The organism is Vibrio sp. K4 (assembly GCF_051122595.1).
Lineage (GTDB): Bacteria > Pseudomonadota > Gammaproteobacteria > Enterobacterales > Vibrionaceae > Vibrio > Vibrio owensii.
Genome location: NZ_CP178577.1, coordinates 984,890 through 1,010,985, shown reverse-complemented (window position 1 = coordinate 1,010,985; position 26,096 = coordinate 984,890). Strand labels below are relative to the sequence as shown.

Annotated in this window: 19 protein-coding genes; 15 read left to right on the top strand and 4 right to left on the bottom strand. The window is 45.3% G+C overall.

Features of this window, described 5'->3' with window-relative positions:
- Nucleotides 1–4 precede the first annotated feature (4 nt).
- The 11 genes from trpCF to ACLIIY_RS04615 all read left to right on the top strand — a co-directional run bounded on the left by trpCF (nucleotide 5) and on the right by ACLIIY_RS04615 (nucleotide 11,406).
- On the top strand, nucleotides 5–1,444 hold the full coding sequence (trpCF, locus tag ACLIIY_RS04665; RefSeq protein ID WP_434528201.1) for a bifunctional indole-3-glycerol-phosphate synthase TrpC/phosphoribosylanthranilate isomerase TrpF: 1,440 nt from the start codon (nucleotides 5–7) through the stop codon (nucleotides 1,442–1,444).
- Nucleotides 1,445–1,508: 64 nt separating this feature from the next.
- A complete protein-coding gene (trpB, locus tag ACLIIY_RS04660) occupies nucleotides 1,509–2,699 on the top strand; it encodes a tryptophan synthase subunit beta (RefSeq protein WP_005445041.1) in 1,191 nt (396 codons plus the stop codon).
- The gene (trpA, locus tag ACLIIY_RS04655; protein WP_042522821.1) at nucleotides 2,699–3,505 is read left to right on the top strand and encodes a tryptophan synthase subunit alpha; all 807 of its coding nucleotides are present in this window, start codon (nucleotides 2,699–2,701) and stop codon (nucleotides 3,503–3,505) included. The genes trpB and trpA overlap by 1 nt, the downstream gene beginning before the upstream one ends.
- 338 nt (nucleotides 3,506–3,843) lie before the next feature.
- Nucleotides 3,844–5,103, top strand: coding sequence for a dicarboxylate/amino acid:cation symporter (locus tag ACLIIY_RS04650; protein WP_009706921.1), 1,260 nt, complete (start codon nucleotides 3,844–3,846; stop codon nucleotides 5,101–5,103).
- Between the two features lie 162 nt (nucleotides 5,104–5,265).
- Nucleotides 5,266–6,465, top strand: a complete 1,200-nt coding sequence (locus ACLIIY_RS04645) for an acyl-homoserine-lactone synthase (RefSeq protein WP_009706922.1) — start codon at nucleotides 5,266–5,268, stop codon at nucleotides 6,463–6,465.
- Entirely contained in the window at nucleotides 6,458–9,007 is a 2,550-nt protein-coding gene (gene luxN, locus ACLIIY_RS04640) for a quorum-sensing autoinducer 1 sensor kinase/phosphatase LuxN (protein ID WP_434528200.1), read from the top strand. Before ACLIIY_RS04645 ends, luxN begins: the two co-directional genes overlap by 8 nt.
- 94 nt (nucleotides 9,008–9,101) lie before the next feature.
- A complete protein-coding gene (locus ACLIIY_RS04635; RefSeq protein WP_009706924.1) occupies nucleotides 9,102–9,344 on the top strand; it encodes a hypothetical protein in 243 nt (80 codons plus the stop codon).
- Nucleotides 9,345–9,472: 128 nt separating this feature from the next.
- Nucleotides 9,473–10,045, top strand: a complete 573-nt coding sequence (locus ACLIIY_RS04630) for a septation protein A (RefSeq protein WP_005434973.1) — start codon at nucleotides 9,473–9,475, stop codon at nucleotides 10,043–10,045.
- A gap of 143 nt (nucleotides 10,046–10,188) precedes the next feature.
- Entirely contained in the window at nucleotides 10,189–10,584 is a 396-nt protein-coding gene (yciA, locus tag ACLIIY_RS04625) for an acyl-CoA thioester hydrolase YciA (RefSeq protein WP_009706926.1), read from the top strand.
- A gap of 120 nt (nucleotides 10,585–10,704) precedes the next feature.
- Nucleotides 10,705–11,001, top strand: coding sequence for a YciI family protein (locus tag ACLIIY_RS04620; protein ID WP_005434977.1), 297 nt, complete (start codon nucleotides 10,705–10,707; stop codon nucleotides 10,999–11,001).
- A gap of 3 nt (nucleotides 11,002–11,004) precedes the next feature.
- Nucleotides 11,005–11,406, top strand: coding sequence for a GspS/AspS pilotin family protein (locus ACLIIY_RS04615; RefSeq protein WP_005434979.1), 402 nt, complete (start codon nucleotides 11,005–11,007; stop codon nucleotides 11,404–11,406).
- Between the two features lie 93 nt (nucleotides 11,407–11,499).
- On the opposite strand, the gene metE is transcribed toward ACLIIY_RS04615, so the two are convergent.
- Complete coding sequence (gene metE, locus ACLIIY_RS04610) at nucleotides 11,500–13,782, bottom strand: 5-methyltetrahydropteroyltriglutamate--homocysteine S-methyltransferase (RefSeq protein WP_434528199.1); 2,283 nt, start codon at nucleotides 13,780–13,782, stop codon at nucleotides 11,500–11,502.
- 264 nt (nucleotides 13,783–14,046) lie between these two features.
- On the opposite strand from metE, the gene metR reads away from it, so the two are divergent.
- Nucleotides 14,047–14,958, top strand: coding sequence for an HTH-type transcriptional regulator MetR (gene metR, locus ACLIIY_RS04605; RefSeq protein WP_434528198.1), 912 nt, complete (start codon nucleotides 14,047–14,049; stop codon nucleotides 14,956–14,958).
- Between the two features lie 22 nt (nucleotides 14,959–14,980).
- On the opposite strand, the gene ACLIIY_RS04600 is transcribed toward metR, so the two are convergent.
- The 3 genes from ACLIIY_RS04600 to ACLIIY_RS04590 form a co-directional block, all read right to left on the bottom strand.
- Nucleotides 14,981–15,181 (bottom strand): DUF4250 domain-containing protein, encoded by a 201-nt coding sequence (locus ACLIIY_RS04600; protein ID WP_009706930.1) that lies wholly within the window; start codon nucleotides 15,179–15,181, stop codon nucleotides 14,981–14,983.
- Between the two features lie 184 nt (nucleotides 15,182–15,365).
- A complete protein-coding gene (locus ACLIIY_RS04595) occupies nucleotides 15,366–16,076 on the bottom strand; it encodes a hypothetical protein (protein WP_032802905.1) in 711 nt (236 codons plus the stop codon).
- A gap of 88 nt (nucleotides 16,077–16,164) precedes the next feature.
- Nucleotides 16,165–18,621, bottom strand: coding sequence for an EAL domain-containing protein (locus ACLIIY_RS04590; RefSeq protein ID WP_434528197.1), 2,457 nt, complete (start codon nucleotides 18,619–18,621; stop codon nucleotides 16,165–16,167).
- 413 nt (nucleotides 18,622–19,034) lie between these two features.
- Here ACLIIY_RS04590 and ACLIIY_RS04585 point away from each other — a divergent pair, with 413 nt between their 5' ends.
- The 3 genes from ACLIIY_RS04585 (at nucleotide 19,035) to ACLIIY_RS04575 (ending at nucleotide 26,094) form a co-directional block, all read left to right on the top strand.
- On the top strand, nucleotides 19,035–21,398 hold the full coding sequence (locus ACLIIY_RS04585) for a YgiQ family radical SAM protein (RefSeq protein WP_434528196.1): 2,364 nt from the start codon (nucleotides 19,035–19,037) through the stop codon (nucleotides 21,396–21,398).
- 321 nt (nucleotides 21,399–21,719) lie between these two features.
- Entirely contained in the window at nucleotides 21,720–22,202 is a 483-nt protein-coding gene (locus ACLIIY_RS04580; protein ID WP_434528195.1) for a hypothetical protein, read from the top strand.
- A gap of 382 nt (nucleotides 22,203–22,584) precedes the next feature.
- A complete protein-coding gene (locus ACLIIY_RS04575) occupies nucleotides 22,585–26,094 on the top strand; it encodes a T6SS effector BTH_I2691 family protein (RefSeq protein WP_434528194.1) in 3,510 nt (1,169 codons plus the stop codon).
- The last annotated feature ends 2 nt before the right edge of the window (nucleotides 26,095–26,096 follow it).

The window sequence follows — 26,096 nt, the reverse complement described above, 5'->3', positions numbered from 1 at the left end:
GAAGATGACTGACTTCAACACTCAGCAAGCTGACAACCTGTCTGAACACGTTTCTAAGAAAGAAGCAGAAATGGCAGAAGTACTGGCGAAAATTGTCCGCGACAAATATCAGTGGGTAGCAGACCGTAAGGTGTCTCAACCGCTAAGCACATTTCAGTCTGATTTGCTTCCATCGGACCGCAGCTTCTACGATGCTCTGGGTGGCGAAAAGACAGCATTCATCACCGAATGTAAGAAGGCGTCTCCTTCTAAAGGTTTGATTCGTGATCACTTCGACTTGGATTACATTGCATCGGTTTACAACAACCATGCTGATGCAATTTCGGTACTAACAGACGAGAAATACTTTCAAGGTAACTTTGACTTTCTTCCTCAGGTAAGAGGTCAAGTCAAACAGCCCGTTCTGTGTAAAGACTTCATGGTGGACACCTACCAAGTTTACCTAGCGCGTCATTACAGTGCTGATGCTGTCTTGCTAATGCTGTCTGTCCTGAATGACGAAGAGTACAAAGCCCTAGAAGAAGCAGCACACAGCCTGAACATGGGCATCCTGACCGAAGTGAGCAACGAAGAAGAGCTTCACCGTGCCGTTAAGCTAGGCGCTCGCGTTATCGGCATCAATAACCGTAACCTTCGAGACCTAAGTACCGATTTGAATCGTACTAAAGAACTGGCGCCGACAATTCGCGAATTAGCACCAAACGCGACGGTAATTTCAGAATCTGGCATTTATACGCATCAACAAGTTCGTGATTTAGCGGAATACGCAGACGGCTTCTTGATTGGTAGTTCACTGATGGCAGAAGACAACTTAGAACTTGCTGTACGCAAAGTGACGCTGGGTGAAAACAAAGTCTGTGGTCTTACTCACCCAGATGACGCAGCAAAAGCGTATCAAGCTGGCGCGGTATTTGGTGGCCTGATTTTTGTCGAGAAGTCGAAGCGTGCGGTTGACCTTGAAGGTGCTCGCTTAACCATGAGCGGAGCTCCACTGAATTACGTTGGCGTTTTCCAAAATCACGATATCGATTTTGTTGCTTCTGTCGTCACCTCTTTGGGTTTAAAAGCGGTGCAACTGCACGGCCAAGAAGACCAAGCTTACGTAAACCAACTCAAAGCCAAACTGCCAGCAGCGGTAGAAATTTGGAAAGCTTACGGCGTGACTGATGCCAAGCCAGAACTGCTAGCAGACAACATTGATCGCCATTTATTAGATGCGCAAGTTGGCACTCAAACTGGCGGAACTGGTCAAGTGTTCGACTGGTCACTGATCGGCGACCCAAGTCAAATTATGCTAGCGGGCGGACTGTCGCCAGAAAATGCTCAACAAGCAGCGACACTAGGTTGCTTGGGATTAGATTTAAACTCTGGTGTAGAAAGCGCACCAGGCAAAAAAGATTCACAGAAGTTGCTCGCGGCATTCACCGCTATTCGCAACTACTAAAGCTGGATATCAGCTAAAAAATTTAAAGCTATTCGTAGCGAAAAATACGAGAAGGAATATAACGATGGCAAAACTGAATGCCTACTTTGGCGAATACGGCGGTCAGTACGTTCCGCAAATTCTAGTTCCAGCACTGGAGCAACTAGAGCAAGCGTTTATCGACGCGCAAGAAGATCCAGAATTCCGCAGCGAATTCATGACGCTTCTTCAAGAGTATGCGGGCCGTCCAACGGCTTTGACTCTAACTCGTAACCTAACCAAAGGTACGAAAACCAAACTGTACCTAAAACGTGAAGACCTACTTCACGGTGGTGCCCACAAGACCAACCAAGTGTTGGGTCAAGCGCTACTTGCGAAACGCATGGGTAAAAACGAAATCATCGCTGAAACTGGCGCAGGCCAACACGGTGTTGCAACCGCACTAGCGTGTGCACTACTTGGCCTTAAGTGTCGCGTTTACATGGGTGCAAAAGACGTTGAGCGTCAAAGCCCGAACGTATTCCGTATGAAGCTAATGGGTGCAGAAGTTATTCCTGTCCACTCTGGTTCCGCAACACTTAAAGACGCATGTAACGAAGCACTACGCGACTGGTCTGCAACTTATGAAGACGCGCACTACCTATTAGGTACAGCGGCAGGTCCTCACCCATTCCCAACCATCGTGCGCGATTTCCAACGCATGATTGGTGAAGAAACGAAGAATCAGATTTTGGCACGTGAAGGTCGTCTTCCTGACGCAGTTATCGCATGTGTGGGCGGTGGTTCAAACGCTATCGGTATGTTTGCTGACTTTATCGAAGAAGAAAGCGTTCGCCTAATTGGTGTTGAGCCAGCAGGTAAAGGTATCGATACCGACCAACACGGCGCACCACTTAAACACGGTAAAACGGGTATCTTCTTTGGTATGAAAGCGCCATTGATGCAAGATCCAAACGGTCAAGTTGAAGAGTCATACTCTGTCTCTGCTGGTCTTGATTTCCCTTCAGTTGGTCCACAGCACGCACATCTAAACGCAATTGGCCGTGCTGAATATGACAACGTGACGGATGATGAAGCACTAGAAGCATTCCAAGAAATTGCGCGTCACGAAGGTATCATCCCTGCTCTAGAATCTTCTCACGCACTGGCTCATGCACTGCGTATGGCTCGTGAGAATCCAGAAAAAGAACAATTGTTAGTTGTGAACCTATCAGGTCGTGGTGATAAAGATATCTTCACTGTACATGCCATCCTAGAAGAAAAAGGAGCGATCTAATGAGCCGTTATGCAAAGATGTTTGAGCGCCTAAACGAGAAAAACCAAGGCGCGTTTGTACCGTTCGTAACGGTTTGCGATCCAAACGCAGAACAGTCTTACAAGATCATGGAAACATTGGTTGAGTCGGGCGCAGATGCCCTAGAGCTCGGTATTCCATTCTCAGATCCTCTTGCGGATGGCCCGACTATCCAAGGTGCGAACATTCGTGCTCTAGATTCTGGTGCTACGCCTGATATCTGCTTCGAGCAAATTGGTAAGATCCGAGCTAAGTACCCTGAGCTACCTATTGGCCTTCTGATGTACGCGAACCTTGTATACTCTCGTGGTATCGAAAATTTCTATGAGCGCTGCGCAAAAGCGGGCATCGATTCGGTTTTGATTGCAGACGTACCAACCAATGAAAGTGCAGAGTTTGTTGCTGCTGCAGAGAAGTTTGGTATTCACCCAATCTTCATCGCACCACCAACGGCAAGTGACGAGACACTGAAGCAAGTATCAGAGCTAGGTGGTGGCTACACGTACCTACTATCTCGTGCAGGTGTGACTGGCGCGGAAACCAAAGCAAACATGCCTGTAGGTCATATGCTAGATAGACTAAACCAATTTGATGCACCACCAGCACTACTTGGTTTTGGCATCTCAGAGCCTGCACAGGTGAAACAAGCTCTAGAATCTGGTGCGGCTGGTGCAATTTCTGGTTCAGCCGTGGTAAAAATCATTGAAGCGAACGTTGAGCAGCCACAAATTATGCTCGACAAGCTAGGTGAATTCGTTTCTGCAATGAAAGCTGCAACACAAAAATAACGTATCACTGATTTGGCGAATATGAGATCGATTCCTTATTAAACATTCGGAATCGATCTTTTTTTTTAACATTCAGTTTCTAAAACCGCCCCTCCATTACCATCCGTTTTATAAACAACACCAACCAAAACCATTACCCCGAACAATAGCAAACGATTGCTAATGATTAAAAAACTATCATCAATCAAGAAATTCCCAATTAGTTGGTGAGTTTGTACCGGAATTGTATTGCTAATTGTGAATGATAAGTGTAAAAAGCAAGCCGATATAATTATCCAAATAACAACTTTAGATTGGTGGGTAATTTTAGGATTTTACATTTTATTAGCACAGAGGTTATGGAAGTGTTAAAACAAAAGAGTTTGCTAAACAACATTGGCGTGCAAGTCGTCATTGCAATGATCGTAGGTACTGCCGTTGGTGCCTTTATGGGTCAAAGTGCGACTGTATTCGCGCCACTTGGTGCAATCTTTATCAACCTGATCAAGATGCTTGTGATCCCTTTGGTCGCAGTAGCGCTTATCTCAGGTGCAGCAGGTCTAGGCAACAGCCAATCTGCAGGTAAAGTGGGCTTGGTAACCCTAGGTTACTTCGGTCTGACATCCGCCCTAGCAGTAGCACTTGCGCTAGTCATGGGTGAAGTATTCCAACCGGGCATGGGCATCGACGTCTCAGGCGTTGAGGGCATGTTCTCAGCAGAATACGCTTCAAAAGGTGAGCTACCTACTTTCTGGGCAACCATCACTGGTATGATCCCAACTAACGTTTTCCAATCACTAAACGAAGCGAACATCCTTCAGATCCTTGTGTTCTGTATGTTCTTCGGTATCGCGATTTCAAAACAAGAAAAATCACGTCGCGAGCCAATCATCAATGGTGTTAACTGCATCGTTGACGCTATGGTTTGGATGATCAACAAGGTGATGATCATTGCTCCTATCGGTGTATTTGGTCTGATGGCTGAAGCAGTCGGCACGTTCGGTTTTGGTGCTCTGATGGTGGTATTCAAACTGTTCGTTGTTTACGTAGCGGCAATCCTAGTGTTCGGCTTCGTGGTTTACCCAGCAATGGTGCACGTGTTCACTAAGACATCGGCGAAGAAGTTCGTTTCAGCAATGAAAAAGCCACAAGCCGTTGCACTGTCTACAGCTTCTTCAATGGCGACACTGCCAGTAACAATGGATACGTGTGAGAAAGAGCTAGGTGTTCGCAACTCAACAGCATCATTTGTTCTGCCTCTTGGTGCGACCATCAACATGTCTGGTAACGCGATTTACTACGGCCTAGTAGCCATTTTCTTCGCGCAATTGTTCAACATCGACCTAGGCATGGGTGCTTACATTGCGATCATCGTAACTTCTACACTAGGCGCAGTAGGCCAAGCAGGTGTTCCTGGTCCTTCATTCCTTGTTGTGGCTGTACTTCTAGCGGCAGGTATCCCAATTGAAGGTCTACCACTACTGTTCGCTCTTGACCGTATCTTCGATATGATTCGTACAGCACTAAACATCACAGGTGACGCAGCATGTGCCGTTATCGTTGATGCTCTAGTAGAAGAAGAAGCACAACAAGTTGAGCTTCAAAAGCAAGAAGCTTAAGCCTGAATGCAATTTAAACAAGCCGCTCAAAAGAGCGGCTTTTTTTCATCTCAAACTTGCCTTACGTAACCGTTTAAATAGAAACCGGTAGCATATTTTTTCTTTAGTGATATAAGGACGACACAAACATAAAAAATCAATAAACCTAGGCTAGGTTGTCCCATGAAATTAACCTTATCTTTAGGCTCACTGTCGGCTAACAGTTTGTCTATTGAACAAAAACAGCAAGCGCTACTCGATCTTGTGATCAACGCTTATGAACCACATGAGCGCACCGCGCTTTTTCAAACCATTACGGATTATCGTAAAAACCAACTCACCTCTCTCTTCCCGGAGCATCAACACAAAAGCTATTCCGTTCTCTTTGAGTTAATGGATTATCGCGATCTTATTCAACGTTATCCAAGCACACTATCAGAGGAAATTGCTCTACTTGAAGGCGTTGTGGGACAGTGCTACATGCATTGGTTGGACTTTTGGTGTGAGTGTGAGATCGCCGCGATTAAAGCCAAGTTTCCATTAGAAGAATACGCCTCAACAGCACCCAAACTGCCCTTTGAAGACAGCGCTTATTACGGTGCGCTAATTGAGCGCGTAGAAGATGCTCAACTTATGGTACAAGCTCCGAGCCATCCGCAGGCCATGCCACTGAGTGATGCGATTGCACTCAGCAATCTTGAGCTTTTTATACAAGGTGAAAAGTGGTACGAAATGCTGCCACTGTTGTTTTTGTCCCAAGTTGGCAAACACTTCATTGTGTTAAAGCACCCAGACCAAGAACCTTGCCCTACTCTCGTTGCTTCTGCACTTATCCAAGATTGGTCCATTCATGATACTTGGCTCAGCTACGCACCACAGTTTAGTAACGAACAGTGGAATTACTGCTTTCCTAGTTATGGCTACTCTGAATTCACGCGTTTACAGCTATTTACACCATCTGCACTGTTAAAATGTTACTCTCTCCCAGAATTTGATAGTGAATTCAAGTTACAATTGGCAGATACGCAAGCCGTATGTGAAGTGCTGCGCCTGACAGTAAGTGGAAATGCTCAACAAAAACTCTACTTCCTCTACCTCGCTCAAAAAGAACTGATGAGCGTGTTGCATCAAACAGGCTATAAAATTGGCTTCACCATTATCGAGCAACCTTTCATGCTCAACTTTTATCAAGCCATCGACGCAAAAGCGTATTTCCATTCAGGTTATTGCGACTTAAATAACGATGGCAAAGAGACGTACCGTGGATTCTGGAATTTTGAAATGATGGTCAAAGCATTCAGTGATACCGACTTTCGAGGCTATAAACGTGCCGTTCGAGAGATCAGAAAACGTGGTTCCTTAGAAAGAGATGAGCATGTTTGATTTTAGCTTAGAGGCAATAATCTACGCCAAGGCCGTGACGCTCCTCGCGACCGTAGCCGTGGTTATGATGTGGCTCTTCTATTATTGCTATCGCCTGAAACAAAAAAATGAAGTGATCTTCGGTACACACCACGCGCCTTACATCGCGTATTCGGTGTGTATCATTGCGTGGATCAGCAGCAACGCTTACTTCCATACTGACTTATTGCCTCAGCTTGGAGCAACGGCAGGTATATTCATGGCAAAGTTTGCCAACCTCGCCTCGTTTTTTGCCTTTGCGTTTGCGTACTACTTCTCTTGCCAACTCGCGGCAGAACAGCGAAAAGGCAAAGTCCATCTATGGCAGCAAGCGATTTTCGTTACCCTTACGGTGTACTCACTGTTTATCAATTTGCGTCCCGATTTGACGGTTGAACATGTGGACATCGTAGGGCCAAGCCAATTCGTCATTGAGTTTGGGCCTCATACCTCGTACTTCTTTATTGGTCTTGTCAGCTTTGTTGTCCTCACGCTAGTAAACCTTGTTGCAATGAGAACCAACAGCAGCAAGCTAACCTTAGCGAAGACGAATTACATGATCGCCGGTATCTTGGTGTTCATGCTGTCTACCGCAACCATTCACCTTGGAATGACCTATTTCATGGGGGATTTCTCACTCACTTGGTTACCACCAGCCTTGTCCATTAGTGAGATGTTGTTTGTCGGTTATGCCTTGTTGACCTCTCGTTTCTACAGCGTGAAATATCTGGCTTACATGTGCCTGAGCGCACTGCTCGTTTGTGCGATATTTGTTCTTCCGCTGGGGGCAATATTTATTCCGCTAACGGACAGCAACCAATGGCTTATCGCCACACCTATCTGCGCGCTCATCGGTATCACATGGCACTTACTCTACAAACGAGTGAGTCGTTACGCTTCTTTCTTGATTTACGGCAACAAAAAGACGCCGGTTCAACAAATCCTAGCGCTAGAAGAAGATTTTAAACTGTCGATCGATGAGGCTATGCGTCACCTTGGTAATCTACTGCAAATTCCAAATGATAAGCTGCGTCTCGTAACCAGTAACTACAACGAGACTTTCTACGAAGATTACCTTTCCTCTAATAAGTCGGTGTTGGTCCTTGATGAGCTTTCTGAAGAGTTGGATTACAAGGTTTCCGCAAAAGGCTCGCTCAAAGCCCTCTACGACAAGATGAGCTCGAACGACACAGCTTTAGTCATGCCTTTATTTGGTCAAGGCAAATCGGTGACGCATTTATTGGTTTCTCCCCAGAAGAGCAACAATCAAATGTTCTCTAATGAGGAGATCTCCGCACTGCAGACCTTGCTCACTCGAGTCCAAAGTACCATTGAGGCCGACCGCCGCATTCGTCAAAGTCGCGCTCTAGCGAACTCGATTGCCCATGAGATGCGTAACCCTCTTGCTCAAGTTCAATTACAATTTGAGGCCCTAAAGCAGCATATCGAAGATCAAGCCTCCGTCGAGCAGATCAAACTGGATATAGATAATGGCCAAGCGGCGATTCAACGTGGCCGCCAACTTATCGATATCATTTTGCGAGAAGTGAGCGACAGCTCTCCGGAGCATGAGCCTACCGCGATGACTTCGATTCACAAAGCCGTCGACCAAGCCGTCAGTCACTACGGTTTTGAAAATGAGAAGATAATTGAAAGAATTCGCTTACCACAACACACTGACTTTGTGGCAAAACTCAATGAGACCTTATTTAACTTTGTCATTTTCAACCTGATTCGTAATGCAATTTACTATTTTGATTCGTATCCAGACAGTCAAATTGAGATAAGCACCAAAACGGGTCCTTACGAAAACATTCTCGTCTTCCGCGACACCGGTCCAGGCATCGACGAGACGATCTCTCACAAGATCTTTGATGACTTTTTCTCTTACCAAAAGAGTGGTGGTAGTGGCTTAGGTTTAGGTTACTGTCAGCGTGTAATGCGTTCATTTGGCGGCAGAATTGAGTGTGAATCTAAGCTTGGCGAATTTACCGAGTTTCATTTGTACTTCCCTGTTGTGCCGAATGCACCAAAAGCCGAAACCTTACGCACGCCTTACTTCAATGACTGGAAACACAGTAAACGAAGCACTGAACATAAAGTCACAGCCAACGTACAAATAGATAGCCAAGCACCAACAGTGCTCATTGTCGACGATAAAGAGGTGCAACGTGCGCTTGTACAAATGTATTTGAACCAATTGGGCGTCAACAGCTTACAAGCGAATAACGGTGAAAACGCAGTAGAAGTATTTAAAAACAACCACGTAGATTTGGTTCTAATGGATGTGCAAATGCCTGTCATGAACGGGTTTGATGCAAGCCAAAGAATCAAGGCGCTCTCTTCTCAAACGCCTATCATTGCTTTATCGGGCGAGTCTGGTGAGCGAGAATTAGACATGATCAAAAAGCTGATGGACGGGAGACTAGAAAAGCCAACGACATTGAACGCTTTGCGTCATGTTTTGAACAACTGGTTGAATAAAGATGCCGCATCTAGCTCTTTTGAAAAAGAGAACGAATAGTTGGCATCTGATATGCATTGCTGAAGTACAAATCGAATTATCCACAGATTCAAGTCCTCTACAGGATGGAGGAGCAGCTTGATAAGGAGTGAACATGATGCTTCATCGACACACATATTACGGCTTGATTCACCACGGTATCAAAACACTGTTGCTTGATCGCGTCGGTCATTACACTGAAGAAGAATACCACCAGTACCTAAGCCTAATGACCGGAAAATCAACGTGTTTTACTATGTCTCATGATGAGTTAGAGGCGACAGTCGATAACCTTCTGAGAGAGGGTTACCTAGAAGATGTTAAGACATTAATCACGCGCTATCAAAACGTCGCGTAGCCACTACTCTCCTCAAAAAATTGCCGTATTGATTACGGCAATTTTTGTTTCCACTAAGCTATAAATGTTCACATTGCCTCAGATTTCGCTAGACTGTCCTCAACTCAACAACTCGGTATTTTTGCAGCATGAAGCAAATCCTTGATTTTATTCCACTCATCGTCTTCTTTGCACTTTATAAGATGTACGACATTTACGTTGCGACTGGTGCTCTTATTGCCGCGACTGCCATCCAGATTGTGTTGACGTTTGTACTGTACAAAAAAGTAGAGAAGATGCAGCTCATCACTTTCGCCATGGTGGCCATCTTTGGCGGTATGACGATATTCCTCCACGATGAGAACTTCATCAAATGGAAAGTGACCATTGTTTACGTGATATTTGCTGTAGGCTTAGCTGTCAGCCACGCAATGGGCAAATCAGCAATCAAAGGCATGTTAGGTAAAGAGATAACGTTGCCGGATGCGGTTTGGACCAAGATTAACTGGGCGTGGGTCGGCTTCTTTTCGTTCTGCGCAGGCTTGAACGTTTACGTTGCGTTCGAACTCCCATTAGATGTTTGGGTGAACTTCAAAGTGTTTGGTTTGTTGATTGCGACGTTCGCTTACATGATCGCAACTGGCTTTTACATCTATAAACACATGCCAAAAGAACAGAAAGAGCAAAAAGAGAACTCATCCGATGTATCGGTTGATGATTAAAAACTCAGTTTTGCTATAATTCGCTCATATTGATTATTCACAGCGACCTTTGGGTCGCTGTTTTGTTCTTGCTGTCTGGACTTTTGGTGTTGCCTTATTGCAATCCACCCAGACTAGCTTTGCTAGAGTTAATGGATGTCAAAATGAGTCAGGAAATTCAATCCCCTCGCGGCCAATTGCTGCTTCGTACCCTCGCTATGCCTGCCGACACTAACGCCAATGGCGATATTTTCGGTGGCTGGATCATGTCTCAGCTCGATTTAGCGGGCGGTATTCTTGCTAAAGAAATCTCTTCTGGTCGAATCGTAACGGTCTCAGTATCAAGTATCACTTTTAAAAAACCCGTTCGAGTCGGCGACGTTGTGTGTTGTTACGGCGAATGTACTAAAATCGGTCGCACATCAATGAGCATCGATTTAGAAGTTTGGGTTAAGCCAATCAAAGAACACGGCATTGAAGACCGTTTCATGGTTTGTGACGCCACCTTCAACTACGTTGCGATCGATACTGAAGGCAAACCACGCCCAATTCAAAAGTAATCAAGCACGCCAGAACCAATAAATGCTAGGAAGAACCTCACAATTTTTCATGTTCGCTTGTGAGTGACACAAAAAAGGCGTTAAATTAAGACTTTACCCTACCAATTAAGGAAATATGCTATGTGGTACGTCATCTTTTCTCAGGACGTCGAGAATTCATTGGAAAAACGTATGAGTGTTAGACCGCAACACCTTGAGCGCTTACAACAGCTTCAAGACGAAGGTCGACTACTCACAGCGGGTCCAATGCCAGCGATCGATTCTGATAATCCAGGTGAAGCGGGCTTTACAGGCTCAACCGTTATAGCAGAGTTTGCTTCTTTGGAAGATGCTCAAGCATGGGCTGATGCCGATCCTTATATCGCGGCGGGTGTTTACGAAAATGTCATCGTAAAACCGTTCAAGAAAGTGTTTTAAGTTATGAAAAAATTACTGTGTCTATTCCTCGCATTTGGTGCCTTAGCTGGCTGTTCATCGAACGATGACAAACAGCGCCAGCTCGAATTGATGGCTTCAAACCGTGCGGGTGTTCTTTCTGCGGGCTTACCGCTTGAATACGGTCCTCTCAAGATTTTACGCATCTCATCCAATAAAAATGTGGTTGAGATGATGATGATCTACAACGACGATGCACTGGGTGCTAAGCCGTTAAACCAAGTTTTGAATACCAGCATTTACACCTACTGCAATACGCCTTCCGTTCGTGAGCAAATCGATATGGGCTTGATGTACCGCATTAAGATCCGTAACTCTCGCGGCCAATTAATGGCAGATGAGCTAGTATCAGAACAAACTTGTACTGCGACTCAACAGCCACAGTAATGCGCTTATTCGTTCACTAGAATGAGTAAAAATCAGATAGAAAAAAGCGAGGCTCAATGTCCTCGCTTTTTTATTTTCATTCGCTAGTAATCATTAAGCGAGCTCAGTGCGTAACTTTTTCGCGGCTGAGACCAGATTTGCTAACGCCGCCTCTGTCTCAGCCCAGTTTCTCGTCTTCAAGCCACAATCTGGGTTCACCCATAAGCGCTGCACCGGCACCTTCTCTGCTGCCTTCTTCAACAGACCTTCAATCCACTGTTGTGTTGGAATGTTCGGTGAGTGAATGTCGTAAACGCCAGGGCCGATTTCGTTTGGATAATTAAACTCTTCAAACGCTTTGAGTAATTCCATGTTCGAGCGAGATGTCTCAATGGTAATGACGTCCGCATCCAACGCTGCTACCGAATCAATAATCTCATTGAACTCGCTGTAACACATGTGGGTGTGGATTTGCGTTTCCGGGTTCGCGCTTGCCGCAGAGATCTTAAACGCATCAACAGCCCATTGCAGATACGCTTTGTGGTCACGCTTCTTCAAAGGTAGACCTTCACGTATTGCAGGTTCATCAATCTGGATAATATTGATGCCTGCATCTTGTAGGTCGGACACCTCATCACGTAAAGCGAGCGCTAGTTGGTTTGCTATTTCCTTACGAGTGATATCTTCTCGCGGGAATGTCCAACATAGTATTGTCACCGGACCGGTGAGCATGCCTTTCATCTGCTTGCTGGTTAATGACTGCGCGTAGGTAGACCATTCAACCGTGATCGGCTTTTCGCGTTCAATATCTGCCACAACAATCGCTGGTTTCACACAGCGAGAGCCGTAGCTTTGTACCCAACCAAACTTTGTGGTTTGGAAGCCAGCCAAGTTTTCGGCAAAGTATTCCACCATATCGTTACGCTCTGCTTCGCCATGCACCAAAACATCAAGGTCGAGGGCTTCTTGGCGTTTTACGGCATCAGCAATATGACCTTTTAGCGCTTGGTGATACTCAGCTTCTGAAAGCTTGCCAGTGCGATATGCGCTGCGCTGAACACGGATTTCACCCGTTTGTGGGAAGGAGCCAATGGTCGTCGTCGGAAGTAGCGGCAAATCAAGCACTTCAGCTTGGTGAGCGGCACGCTCAGCATATGGTGCACTGCGCTCACCGAGTGACGCGGTAATGCTATTCAAACGTGCCTGTACCTGAGGTTTGTTCACATGAGTGGCTGTCTTACGATCCTTAATTGGCTGGCTGTAAGTATCGCAAGCGAGAATGGCATTTTGGTCACCATCAAGTGCACGCCCAAGTAGCGCCACTTCCGTCACTTTTTGCTTAGCAAACGCAAACCAACTTTTCACTTCTTCACTCAAAGAAGGTTCGAGATCGAGGTCGACAGGGCTATGTAACAGTGAGCAAGAGCTCGCAACCCATAATCGGTCGCCAATTTTATCTTTAACGGGCTGTAAACGTTCCAACTGTTTGCTCAAGTCAGTACGCCACACATTACGTCCATTCACCACACCCGCAGACAATACCCAATCCTCTGGCAACTTAGCGACAACTTCATCCAGTTGCTCTGGTGACGCAGACAAATCAATGTGCAAGCCATCGACTGGCAGCTCAATAATCTTATTCAGCGTATCGCTAACAGAATCAAAATAGGTCGTCAGTAAAACTTTCACATCGCTGCGAATCACCTGATATCCGAGCTTGAATGCGTCAGCCCATTTGTCTTCAAGTTCAAGTGAAAGAATAGGTTCATCAATCTGCACCCACTCGACACCCAAACTTGCCAGCTTAGAGAGAATGGCTTGATACGCAGTCAAAATTCTCGGCAATAGCGTTAGGCGGTCAAAGCCCTCTTCAACTTCTTTGCCCAAATACAGGTAACTTAATGGCCCAAGCAGAACCGGCTTCACTTTATGTCCTGCTTTAATGGCATCGTTCACTTCCTCAAACAATTGCGGCCAACCGACTTCAAATGAATCATCCTTACTGAATTCAGGAACAATGTAGTGATAGTTAGTGTTGAACCACTTCGTCATATCAGAGGCGGCCGCTCCTTTGCAATCACAGCCAGCTTGAGACTGCCCACGGCCGACTTTGAATAGCGTGTCTAGATCTGGAAACCCATTAGCGTGACGCTTCGGTACATGCCCAAGCAGCAAGGTGGTCGTAAGGACATGATCGTACCAAGCGAAGTCCCCAGCAGTAGCGAAGGTTAAGCCCGCTTCTGATTGCGTGTTCCAGTTCTTCTCACGTAATGCAGCACCAACTTGTTTGAGTTCGTTTTGATCAATTTCTCCTCGCCAGTATTTTTCCTGAGCAAATTTGAGTTCGCGTTTTTCACCAATGCGTGGGTAACCAAGAATATGCGTTGTCGTCGCCATGTCCGTATTCCTTATTCAGTGTCTGATGTTTGAGTCAGAACATCGAGTATGAAACTCACCAAGATGTCTGGATGGCTAAAACTATCTCTCTGGTAAGCGAATTGAACAACATCCAATTATTCAACTTGTTTATTAAATAATTTCATAGTGAGGGATCTCACTCGCACTCAATCAAAACAAATGGACGTCTAGACGTTTACATATCCATTTTTTATCGGTAAGTTAATAAAGCTCATGGCAGATACATAAGGATGAATGGGATTCATGATAGAGTTGAAACACTTACGTACCCTCACCTCGTTACGAGATACAGGGTCACTCACAGCGACAGCGACAGCTTTACATCTGACGCAATCAGCCCTTTCTCACCAAATCAAAGATCTCGAATCTCGTATTGGCGGCCAGCTATTCTTGCGTAAAACTCGCCCCGTGAAGTTTACGTCTGAAGGTGAAATCTTGCTTCGACTGGCCGATGACGTCTTGCCTAAACTTGCCAGAGCCGAGAACGAACTCGCGAGTCTAAAAGAAGATGTGAATGGCCGCTTGCACATGGCAATCGAATGTCACTCTTGCTTCCAGTGGTTGATGCCTGCGCTTAAGGAGTATCAAATCACGTGGCCAAGCGTCACGCTCGACTTCTCGTCCGGTTTTGGCTTTGAGCCTCTACCAGCATTACTCGCCGGGGAACTTGATTTGGTGATCACTTCCGACATTCAGCCACGATCTGAAGTGCACTACGAACCGCTTTTTGATTTCGAAATGCGCTTGATCACGTCCACCAGCCATCCCCTTGCCAATAAAGAGATCATTGATCCCGAAGATCTTGCCGATCAAACCATGCTTTCGTATCCAGTTCAGAAACAAAGATTGGATGTGGTGAAACACTTCTTACAGCCAGCAGGTATAGAACCAGCAAAATGGAAGCAAGCAGATAACACGCTAATGCTCGTTCAAATGGTGTCAGCAGGATTGGGCGTCGCGGCGTTACCTAACTGGGCTATTTCGGAGTTTTCACGTCAAGGACTCATCACCAGTAAGCCGTTTGGTGATGGATTATGGCGCCGCTTGTTTGCTGCAACACGAAACTCAGAAAAAGATAAGCGTTATTTACAAGCCTTCTTTGCAACCGCGCGCCAACAATGCAAAAGCCACCTTGACGGCATCAAGATGGCTTAAAAATTCGGGAAGCGAGACGAATTTAACGTTCGTAAGATTTGAATTGATTAGTAAGTGGGTCGTATTGATAGCCGAGCATATCAAGCTTGCCCACTAGCGATTCCACATCCATTTCGTACATGGAAACGAGCTCTTCAAAGCTGTCGCACTCTAAGCGCAGCTTTTCATTGACGATACCCAGCAAAATAATGCTGTCCCAGTTACTAACATTGCTTAAGTCCATAGCGACACTCCTCTAAGACAAGGTATTCGACCTCAATTCTGTTGAGCACATGCGTCTTGGCGCACTCTAAACGAATAGAGGCTATATCTAAAGCGTAGACTTAATCGGATGATTTGAAAGTGAGCTCGGTCTAAATCCCGAGCTCATTAAGCAGAATTCTGAGAGGATGTAAGGTCACGTAGGCTTATGCGCCAAGCAAGAATAGACCTTGAAGGCTGGTCATTGAAGCAAGAGCCAGTAATAGCGCCGCCGCCAATTGAACTTTATTCGGCGCCTTGTGAGTAAAGATATGCCAGCACCAAACGACAATGGCCATAATCAGCATCGCCAATGACGCCAAGATGTGTTGCGTCACTGAGTTTAGCGTCGCTTCATCCAATTGATACGCCGAGAACAAGGTCATTACGACCAACAACATACCTGAAACTACACCAGTCACAGGCAAAATACGGTGGAAAGCTTGCAGACGGCTGCGTGCAATAACCAGAAGCAGTTGAGCAAATGCTGCACCTAAGAAAAAGATCATCAGCGCCATCGAAGCCGAGGCTGCCCAATGCGGTTGCTCGAACACTTGAATGCTCACATAAGCAAACGCCAAACCGTTAGCGAGGTGCAGCGCCCATAGCGGACCTTTTTCACGAGTCTTTTTAGTCTGAACTTGAGAGTAGAAATAGAAGATCGCGAACACGACCATAAACGCTTCAATACGTAGCGAAGCTACTGCCAACCAAAGAATACCAATTGATGGCAACATCTTGTGCAGACGACCACGTTGACCCGGACAGATATCGCCTTTAATCAAAAGCAAAGTCAACAGCGCTTGCGCGCCAAACAGCATTGGAGGAAAAGTTAACAGCAGTTGTTGAATCATGTTGAATGCAAACTCAAAAGTCATTTTGGGGTGGCGATAATAGCAAATCGCCTACCGCCAAACCACCTAAACACAACATGGCTTTTGGTTATTAGTTATGGGTAAGCATCCTTTACAGTGAGGCCAAATAACTCAACACATCCTCTTGCGTCAGCAAACCGCGATATTCGTTTTGCGAGTCACATAAAATCCAAGGGAACTTGGTGCCTGCTTTTACTAAAGCTTTCACTTCCGAGACCGGTAGGTTTGCATCCACTCTTTGAAGCTCCGTGTTCATCACTTGGTTAACCGGACGTTTCCAAATGCGGTTCTCTCGTTCCGATTCCAGATCCGTCCCCATCGCAGGTGTTAAATGCAAATTGACTTGTTCTTTAGTAATAAGACCAACACAGCACTTTTCATTGATCACGACTAATGGTGCGTCTGGGCTAAGATTCATGTACTCAACCGCCAATGATAATGGCTCTCCAGGGTCTAAACGCCTCACATCACGATGACTCAGTGAAAATAAAGATTCATCGCGTGTTGGCTTGATGGCTACCCCGTTAAATCGCTTCTTGTGACATTGCGGCTTGTCCAATAAAACCACAGGAATAGCTTGAGAAAACAAGAACCCCTGCATGTAATCGACGCCAACACTAGCAAGTACCTTTAGTTCCTCTTCTGACTCAACCCCTTCGGCAACGACTTTGACATTCAGCTTATGGGCGAGCTCAGTGATCATCTTAACGATGCTGTATTTTGTACTGCCCTCTTCGATGTTCTTGACGAACTTGCGGTCGATCTTGAGTAGATCAAACTGGCCTTTTTCGAGATAGGAAAACGAAGAATATCCCGTACCAAAATCATCAATCGCGATCTTAATTCCCTGCCCGCGCAACTCTTCCAACGCGACAGTGTGCTCTTGGTCTTGTTCGAAATACGCTGTTTCAGTCAGCTCAATGGTAATACGGCTTGGGTCTACGCCGCTCTCTGCAATTAAGTCTAAAGAGCTTTGAAGAACTTGAAGGGAATCTAATTTGGTATTTAACGAACGGTTGAGTGTTAAGCCAATCTCCTCACCATAGACTTTTTGAATATGAGGCAATTGCTTCAGTGCAGTTCTGCACACTACGTCATCCAGTGCAGCGATCAACTCTAGGTCTTCCACCACTGAAATCATCTCTTGTGTGTCGTAGGTTTTGTTCTGATGGTAGAAACGCGCTAACGCCTCAAACTTCACGATTTTGCCAGTGCGCGTTTCAATAATCGGTTGAAAGTACACATCGACCAATTGGCTCTCAATTTGCGTTCTTAAAAACGCTTCCAGATGATGACGCTTGACCAGCTCATCATGCAAGTCACTGTTGTAAAAACTAAAATAACTTTGGTCGCCTGTCGGTGCAGAGACCATCGCTTGCGCGGCATGCACCAAAGCTTGTCTTGGATTATTGGTATCGTAACCCAGTACTGATACCCCTGTTTGACCTTCTACAATCACATCATGCATGCTCGAACCCAGCTCACTTCTTAGTTCAACAAAAAAGCCTCTCAACGCAATCTGAATCAGCCTCAAAGGGCTAAGCCATTGACAGCGCGGTGTCTGCAAACAAACGACAAATACATCTTTGGATAATTGACCGGCAATGCTCGCGTGTCGACTACGCATCATGAAATCCGCTAAACCGAGCTGTTGCTCAAGCAAGTTTTTACGCGAGAAATTAGGACGTAACGTCATGACGATGTTCAAATCTTTGTTGCCATTTTCTCGTGCTAGATTGGCGAACTGAGATTCGAATTCGTCACGAGGGGGAAGAAAGGCCGACCATTGTTGAGCTTGTGCTCCCGCTTTTTTCATCCAAAGCAGAGAAGCAGAAATATCCGTTGAAAAGCCAAGGAACAGTGTTCGACCAGAGGTAAAATTAAGACGATAGATACACAAATGGTGGGCTTGATTACTTCCGTTTGAAGCACGACTTAAAAGATTACCGCTCCAGTAACCCTCTTGGTCAATTTGCTCCCAGATATCATCGTAGAAGGCTTTACTGTGATGGTCAGAGCTAAAAATGTTGGTTTTCAAGCCGACAATATCGCGATTTTCATACCCCATTTGTTGCTCAAAAGCACGGTTACAACCAAGGATTCGCGTCTCTTGATCAGCAACTAAGATGCCTACGTTAGGTAAATCGAAGATGGTTTCGAGGATTTTTGCCAATTCCTCACAACCGGTGATACTCAATTGTGGAATCACATTGCCTTGAACGATGTGTTCATTCAGGCGTTCAAAACTCATGTCGACATGAACCAACATGGCCTCATTCGGCATCAAACAACAAGACAAATTGCCATGCCCGCCATCTCTTTCAATTTGCGCTATTTTTTCCCGTGCGACATCTTGTTGGCCTAACAACATGTGTTCGAGCAAGTCGTCCAATCCGCTAATGGGTTTCTTTAAGCCGAAAGCGGCCATCATGCCCTTCTGGTCACATTCAAATTCTCGGGTCTGAATATCGTAAGACCAATCGATAACCTGAGAACGACCGGACGTTGGCTGCACTTCTCCTTGTGCAATAGACAGTAGTTCACTCATTACCTAGCCCCCTATTATTATCAGCCATTGCCTCTTTTTACTGATTACCCATGGTGTCGCCTGATTTTGCTGTAGTTTTATGATTGCAAAGTGGTCATACACGATTTGGAACGTCACGACGTTCGGTCAGTATTTAGAGTCAAAATGACGTATGCATTAGCATGCACTTAAATAAATTATAGGAAGAGTTTTCAATAAGCACACCATTGCTTATCAATAAATTTTCACCATTAGTAAAGCCAATAACCACAAGGCTTTGAAGGACATAACGCAGTAAAAAACACCAATGCAATTGCGAGTAGTTTTCATCTACAAATAAAACTTACTGAACTAAGCTTGATAAGGGAACTTGGGTATAGATACCTGATTATCAAATCGCTATAATTCGCGCTCCCTGGAACAGAGAGCAAAATATGACCAACGACATTACTCCTATTCATGAGTACAAAAAATACTGGGCTGAGTGTTTTGGTACGGCACCCTTCTTGCCGACCAGTCGCAAAGAAATGGACGCCCTAGGATGGGATAGTTGTGACATTATCATTGTCACGGGTGACGCGTATGTAGACCACCCGAGCTTTGGTATGGCGATCATTGGCCGTCTATTGGAATCTCAAGGTTTCCGTGTCGGGATCATTGCTCAACCAGAATGGCAAAACAAAGATGCTTTCATGCAACTTGGTAAGCCAAACCTGTTCTTCGGGATCACTGCGGGCAACATGGACTCCATGATCAACCGCTACACTGCTGACAAAAAGCTTCGTCACGATGACGCTTACACACCTAATAATGAAGGTGGTAAACGTCCAGATCGTGCAACATTGGTGTACTCACAACGTTGTCGTGAAGCCTACAAAGGCACACCTATTGTTCTTGGCGGTATTGAAGCGAGTTTGCGTCGTGTGGCTCACTATGACTACTGGTCAGACAAAGTTCGCCGCTCTGTTCTGTTCGATGCAAAAGCGGACATCCTGTTATTTGGTAACGCCGAGCGTGCTCTTGTTGAAGTAGCGCACCGTTTAGCCGATGGCGAAGACATCACCAATATGACCAATATCCGTGGTACCGCGGTTAACTTACCTGCAGAACCAGAAGGTTACACGGTTATCGATTCCTCTCGTATTGAGAAACCTCGTAAAGAAGCGTTCATACCTAAGAACCCATACGAAGTAGAAACTCAGTGCGACACCAAAAAAGAAGAGCCAGAAGCGAAGCCAATTACGATTCGCCCATCACGTCATGATGCTGCGAACACAGCCGTGCGATTACCTGCCTTCGAAAAACTAAACAACGACCGCATTCTGTATGCGCACGCAAGTCGTGTTATGCACCTAGAGACCAACCCGTACTCTGGTCGCGCCCTATTGCAACGTCATGGTGACCGCGAGCTTTGGGTAAACCAAGCGCCAATCCCGTTGACGACAGAAGAGATGGACTTTGTATTTGGCTTGCCTTATGCGCGTGTTCCTCACCCTATGTATGGCAAAGCAAAAATTCCTGCTTACGACATGATCAAAACCTCGGTTAACATCATGCGTGGCTGTTTTGGTGGCTGTTCTTTCTGTTCGATTACAGAGCACGAAGGCCGCATCATTCAAAACCGTTCTCAAGATTCCATCATCAACGAGTTAGAAGAGATCCGCGACAAGGTTCCGGGCTTTACCGGTACGATTTCTGACTTGGGTGGCCCTACAGCAAACATGTACCGTCTTGGCTGTAGCGATCCAAAAGCGGAAGCAAACTGCCGTCGCCCTTCTTGTGTGTTCCCGGGTATCTGTAACAAACTGAATACCGACCACAAACACACCATCGATCTTTACCGCGCAGCTCGCAAAGTAAAAGGTGTTAAGAAGGTCATGATCGCATCTGGCGTACGTTACGACCTTGCAATTGAATCACCGGAATACGTGAAAGAACTTGTGACTCACCACGTCGGCGGTTACCTGAAGATTGCACCTGAGCATACCGAGAAAGGTCCACTGGATCTGATGATGAAGCCGGGCATGGGCACTTACGACCGCTTTAAAGAGATGTTTGAGAAGTACAGCGCGGAGGCAGGTAAAAAACAATACCTGATCCCTTACTTCATCTCGGCGCACCCAGGTACAGAAGACGAAGACATGCTGAACTTGGCTCTATGGCTGAAGAAGAACAACTTCGAGTGTGACCAAGTACAGAACTTCTACCCATCGCCAATGTGTAACGCTACGTCGATGTACTACTCAGAGACGAACCCTCTGAAGCGCGTGAAGTACAAACAACGTGAAGATGTGCCAGTGGCGAAAGGTGAACGTCAGCGTCGCCTACACAAAGCCCTACTTCGCTACCACGATCCAGCGAACTGGCCAATGATCCGCGAAGCACTGATCAACATGGGTAAAAAACACCTGATTGGTGATAAACCAAACTGTCTGGTTCCGGCAGAAGACATTGATGCGCAAACACCAGCACAGCGTCGTAAGTCTGGTCGTCACGGTGCAAACCGCTTTGCGACCAAACACACCAAGAACCAACCGGGCTTCGGTGGTCACTTGAATAAACGCTCTGAAGGTGGCTCTCGCGACGGCAAGCCATCTGGTAACCGCAATGGTTCAAGTAAAGCGCAAGGCGGACAAAACGGCCATGGTCGTGGTAACCAAAACGGTCAGCGTCCTAATACGGGATCACGTCCTGGTAGCAACAACCAAAGCCGCTCCAACGGTGCGGGCTCACAAGGTCAAGGTCGTCCTCAAGGACAAGGCAAACCAGCGGGCCAACGCAAACCGAAGCGCCGTTAATTCAATAGAGCTTAAATAGTAAACTTGAATAGAAAAAAGGGCTTCAGAGGTAACTCTGAAGCCCTTTTGTTTTGTCTTTCGTTTGTGACTATCACTGAGATGCCATTAAGAACTGGACACTAGAAACTAACCCCTCAGAGAACCGCCTTTCTAGAGCATCCGATTATCCCTTTCTATAATCGGATTAAGGTAAGCGAGCACGTGATATCTAGTCATGTATATGAGCGCAGGAATACAAATTACTGAATTGACGCAACATTGACATAATTGATCTAAATCAATTTTACTGTGTGTCGCATAATTAAAACAGGAAGTCTAAGTATGTCAAACAAGAACTATGTAACCACCTTAATGCTATTGTGCGCCTTTGCCTCAAGTGCGAATGCGGAAAGCAAAGATGACATTGATAACATTAAAAACAAAATTGGCGATATCCAAGATAGCCTCTCTCAATCGCAAGACACCATGCAATTCGTGAGATCGGTTTCTGGGTCAACCTTTGTGCCGGAACCGAAACACAGTAAAGATATGCCTTCTTACAGTTACTTCACGATAGAGAGCTACGACATATTCAGCAGCCCTTCTGGCAAGCGTATGATTCAAGCCGTTATCACCAACAACTCAGGCGGTGGTATTAAGCTCAAGACGTCTCAAATCAAAGCGTACTTTGGTGGCCAAGAGTACTTATCCCCTTCTTCGATCGAGCAGGACGGTAAATTTGCTCAAGGAGAAACGAAGTCGGTTACTTTGCATTTTGGTGAGAATAGCGCTTCTATCCTTGGTTTAATGACCAGAAACTACTAAGCGATTTTGGGGCTAAAGTTCCACTACAGCAATCGATGGTAATAAAACTGATGCTCTACACTTCATATTCCCTTTTTAAGCCATCAGCTTCCCCAAAAATCATCCTAGAAACAGATACTAGTGAAGCTCCAGAGGTAACTCCGGGGCCTTTTTGTTTTGTACGCAGCTCTCAACAGTCCCTATCACAAGTCACAATTAGGCTCTAAGTCCCCCTTAAGCCCTATCGTTACAAAAAATGGTATGGGCCAACCAACTTATTGGAAAAACAAACAACTTTTTGGTTAAAGCAGAATCACGAAAGAAATAACCTACTGATTTTTAGTCGTTTTATTTTGGTGCGATATTTGCCTAATGGAGTAAAACTCTTAAACATAGGCTGACGATGAGTAATCCACTTCCTCCAAAAACTTCGATGTTTTGGCACGACAACAGCTATACCCACGAAGAAGCTGTTCAGGCATTTGAAAGCGATGGCACGTTGAAATCTCTGAATACCGTTCCAACCACCGCATCCGATGATATGGCTGGCTCGCCTCCTGAGCGCAGTATGTTTTGGGAGGGAGAAACCAAAAAAATCGATCCGCCACCGCCGTCTGAACCAGAACCTCTCAATCTAAAAACCGAGAAAGAACCAACAGAGGCTTTACCGGCACATTTCATCCCTGTTCGCTACGCTATCGATCAGCTAGAAACAGAAGAAACACAACCTTTTGGTTTGCCTGAAGAATGGAGAGGCCAAGGCCCAGCCAAACTCAATACCGTTGGCTACACACTGCGTCAGCTTCGTGATGGTTGGTTGTATGTCTATGATGCAATCAATAAAAGCCTAGACGAATACGAAATCAAAGGAACGCAATTCACGCTCTACAAGCTGGGAGAGTCGGAAAGCCCAGAATCCGAACAGCGTGGTACCCCAGAAGGCGCAAAACCTTTTCTTACTTACGAAGATGGGAGCGTGCTGTCGATTTGTTACTCTGAACACCGCTGGACATGGAACATGTTCATGCGCGTACTTAACAATCCGAGTAATCATATCGATCGCATGCAGACTGTTGTTCTGTCTGCAAACGAGAATCAGCACAACATTGCACCAATCGATAAGTTAACTCAAGTGGCTGATATTGAACCTTCTGCCGTTGATGATGGGCGTTTTGCAGATTCTGGCATCGCTACCAAAGCTGACGAAGATGGTTCTACCTTTAAACCTGTCGCAGCCGAGAGTGACTTAACCTCTGCGATTCCAGAAGAAGAATCGGGCTACTTCGTCGCGATAAAAGATTACGCCGCAGACATTCAAGATATATCACTGCATTTTGTTGGTGCCGCAAGCCCATACCGCCTTTTCACTGACCAGTTTTCAAACCAGTGGAACTTGATGCAGACCGCTATGCAGCTGTGCATGTTCGGGGCAAGCGACAATATAGACATGCCCACAGGAGTAAAGCGCAAAAACCAAGAGCTTGAATTCTATATGGACATGGCGGATTACTATGACAACTCAGCAATGGTTGACCTTACCAGTGAATCTCAAGCAGCTATCATCAAAGGAATGCCATCTTCATTTTCCCAGCAAGCTATCGATGATTACCAAAAATCCACTTCAGAAATAGCAGAGGCCATACAGAAGAAATATGGCATTTCAGCAAACCGATTTGGTAAATACGAGCAATGGATAGCGACTGAGCGTTGGCGTAAGCAACTCAACTGGAAACAGATGCTGAGCGAAATGCAAGAGCTGTCAAAACAAAAAGAAACCATGCTTGCCGAAGTTGTTTCAGTAAAAAGCGACTTTATCGCTGTAATGGAGTCTTTGACACCGCATCATCTCGAAAGAACCTTCGACCTATATAGTGAAGACACACAATACAGCTTGTATCAACTTCATAAACAAGCCGTTGAGTCATTTACTTTGGTGGTGCAAGAAGAAGACCGCCAATGGGCTGAAAGCCAATGGGAGAAACCAACCAGTTTACTTGCTCTCTATGCCTCTGGGTTTAGCCGAAGCTTATTTAAAGTAATAGAGAAGAATATTACTGAGGCGCAGAATGAACAGTCGATCGCCTCAGAAAATTCCGATGCTGATAATCAGTTGATGGACCAGATCTCGGCTACAAGCAACCGTGTGAGCATGTACTCTAAGATCATGGATTTTGTTTCCAACCCAAACACTGCGGAAACGGACTTTCTCAAAGATATCGCCAAAGGTTTCCAAGAGCTGGACATTATCTTTAAATCCGCAATAGGTGCACTTGCAAAAGGAGTTTTAGAGTTTGGCGTTAACATGACTTCACAAGCATCGATTTTACTGATGCCTGTTTTCGCTAAACCTCTGAACCGTCAGAGCTATTATTTGTTTGCCGTTATTGCAGAGCATATGGCACACAATATGCCGGTGACTATAAATGAAAGCTACGCTCGCGATTTTAAAAAATGGAAAACACGCGTAAATGATTACCTAAGTGAGATCAAGAAAAACGATGCGGTCATTGCTGACTTCCAGAAAAACAACCGCAAAGCCGACTCTAAATACACTACAGCTTTAAAAAATAAAAAGAGAATTAAGAAGGCACTCGCTGTGGCTACATTGGAGTACCCACAGTATATTGAATTACCCGATGATCTACCGCAAAGAACCGTCGAGCTTAGAACTGGGATCACTATGAATAAGCTCGATGATTTGAATAAACTGTTCGAGAATGCAGGTGGTCTAGGCTTTATGGCATTAGTATTTAACTGCATAGCGCTTGGTGATGCCATGAGCAGTATCCAAGACACTGGGTTAATGTCCTCAGATGAGTTTTTAGATATTCAGCAAAAGCTTTTTTATACAGTAAACGCTTGGACGGGAATTCGTACGGGTAAGTTATGGGAGAGAGTAAAGGGTGACCCTAGATTAAGGTCACATTCATATAATGTCTTAAAGAAGTTAGTGAATAGAAGCGAAGACACTTTTAAAAACTTAAACCTTAATGACCTAAAGGTATTCAATAAATGGCTAGCTGTAACCGGAGTTATTGGGGCTCTTGCTTCAGGTATAGAGGCCTATCGCTCATGGAAGAACATAGACGGCTTATATGGGAGCGCAAGAGTTGTCGAATACTTCAACTTTGCATCTTTAGTTGGATTGACACTTGTAGGTGGGTTTCAAGCTATCGGTGGATTAACTGGGATTTGGTCAGCAAATATCCTGTTTGGAGGTCCGATCATGTTTGTCATTATGGGCCTTACTGCTGTTTACCTTCTTAGTAATCATATAATGAGTAAACTTAAACAAGATGATTATCAAAAATGGTTAGATAAACTTCCTTGGGGCTACCACCCAGATAAAGCCCTATGGAGTCAATCCTCAAGCTTGGTAGAGAGAGAAAAGCATAATTCTTCTTTAGTGCAAGAGGCTCTTTTTGAGTTAAAAACCATAATGGATAAACCTTTGATCTGCCAAATACCATTGATGCGTACCGTTCCGAATTCAACAACACAGTATCCAGCAGCAAAACAAGAATTGTTTGGTATTGAGTTACATATCCAAGTTCCTACCAATGCAGCAAGAGATGGAATAAAGCTTAGGACAAATACTTCTGTAACAGAGGGAGGACTTGGGTCGGGAGCTTGGCACACTGGAGTAGATCTAGAAACGTTGGATAGTTCAACTGATTCCTCAGATTCTCAAAGCGTCTATAAATTGACTCTACCAATGAAAGACTCAGCTAACTATCTAGCATTTGAGATAGAATACATCCTTGATGATAAAAACGAATTAAGCCGTAAGTACTGGTTCCAAAATAATGCAAAACAGCGTGCAACTTATACGGCGATTTCAGACAATACTAAACAAGCAACGATCAGAAGTTCATTAACTTCAGATGCTAGTGAACTTAGCTTACAGGAGTAACC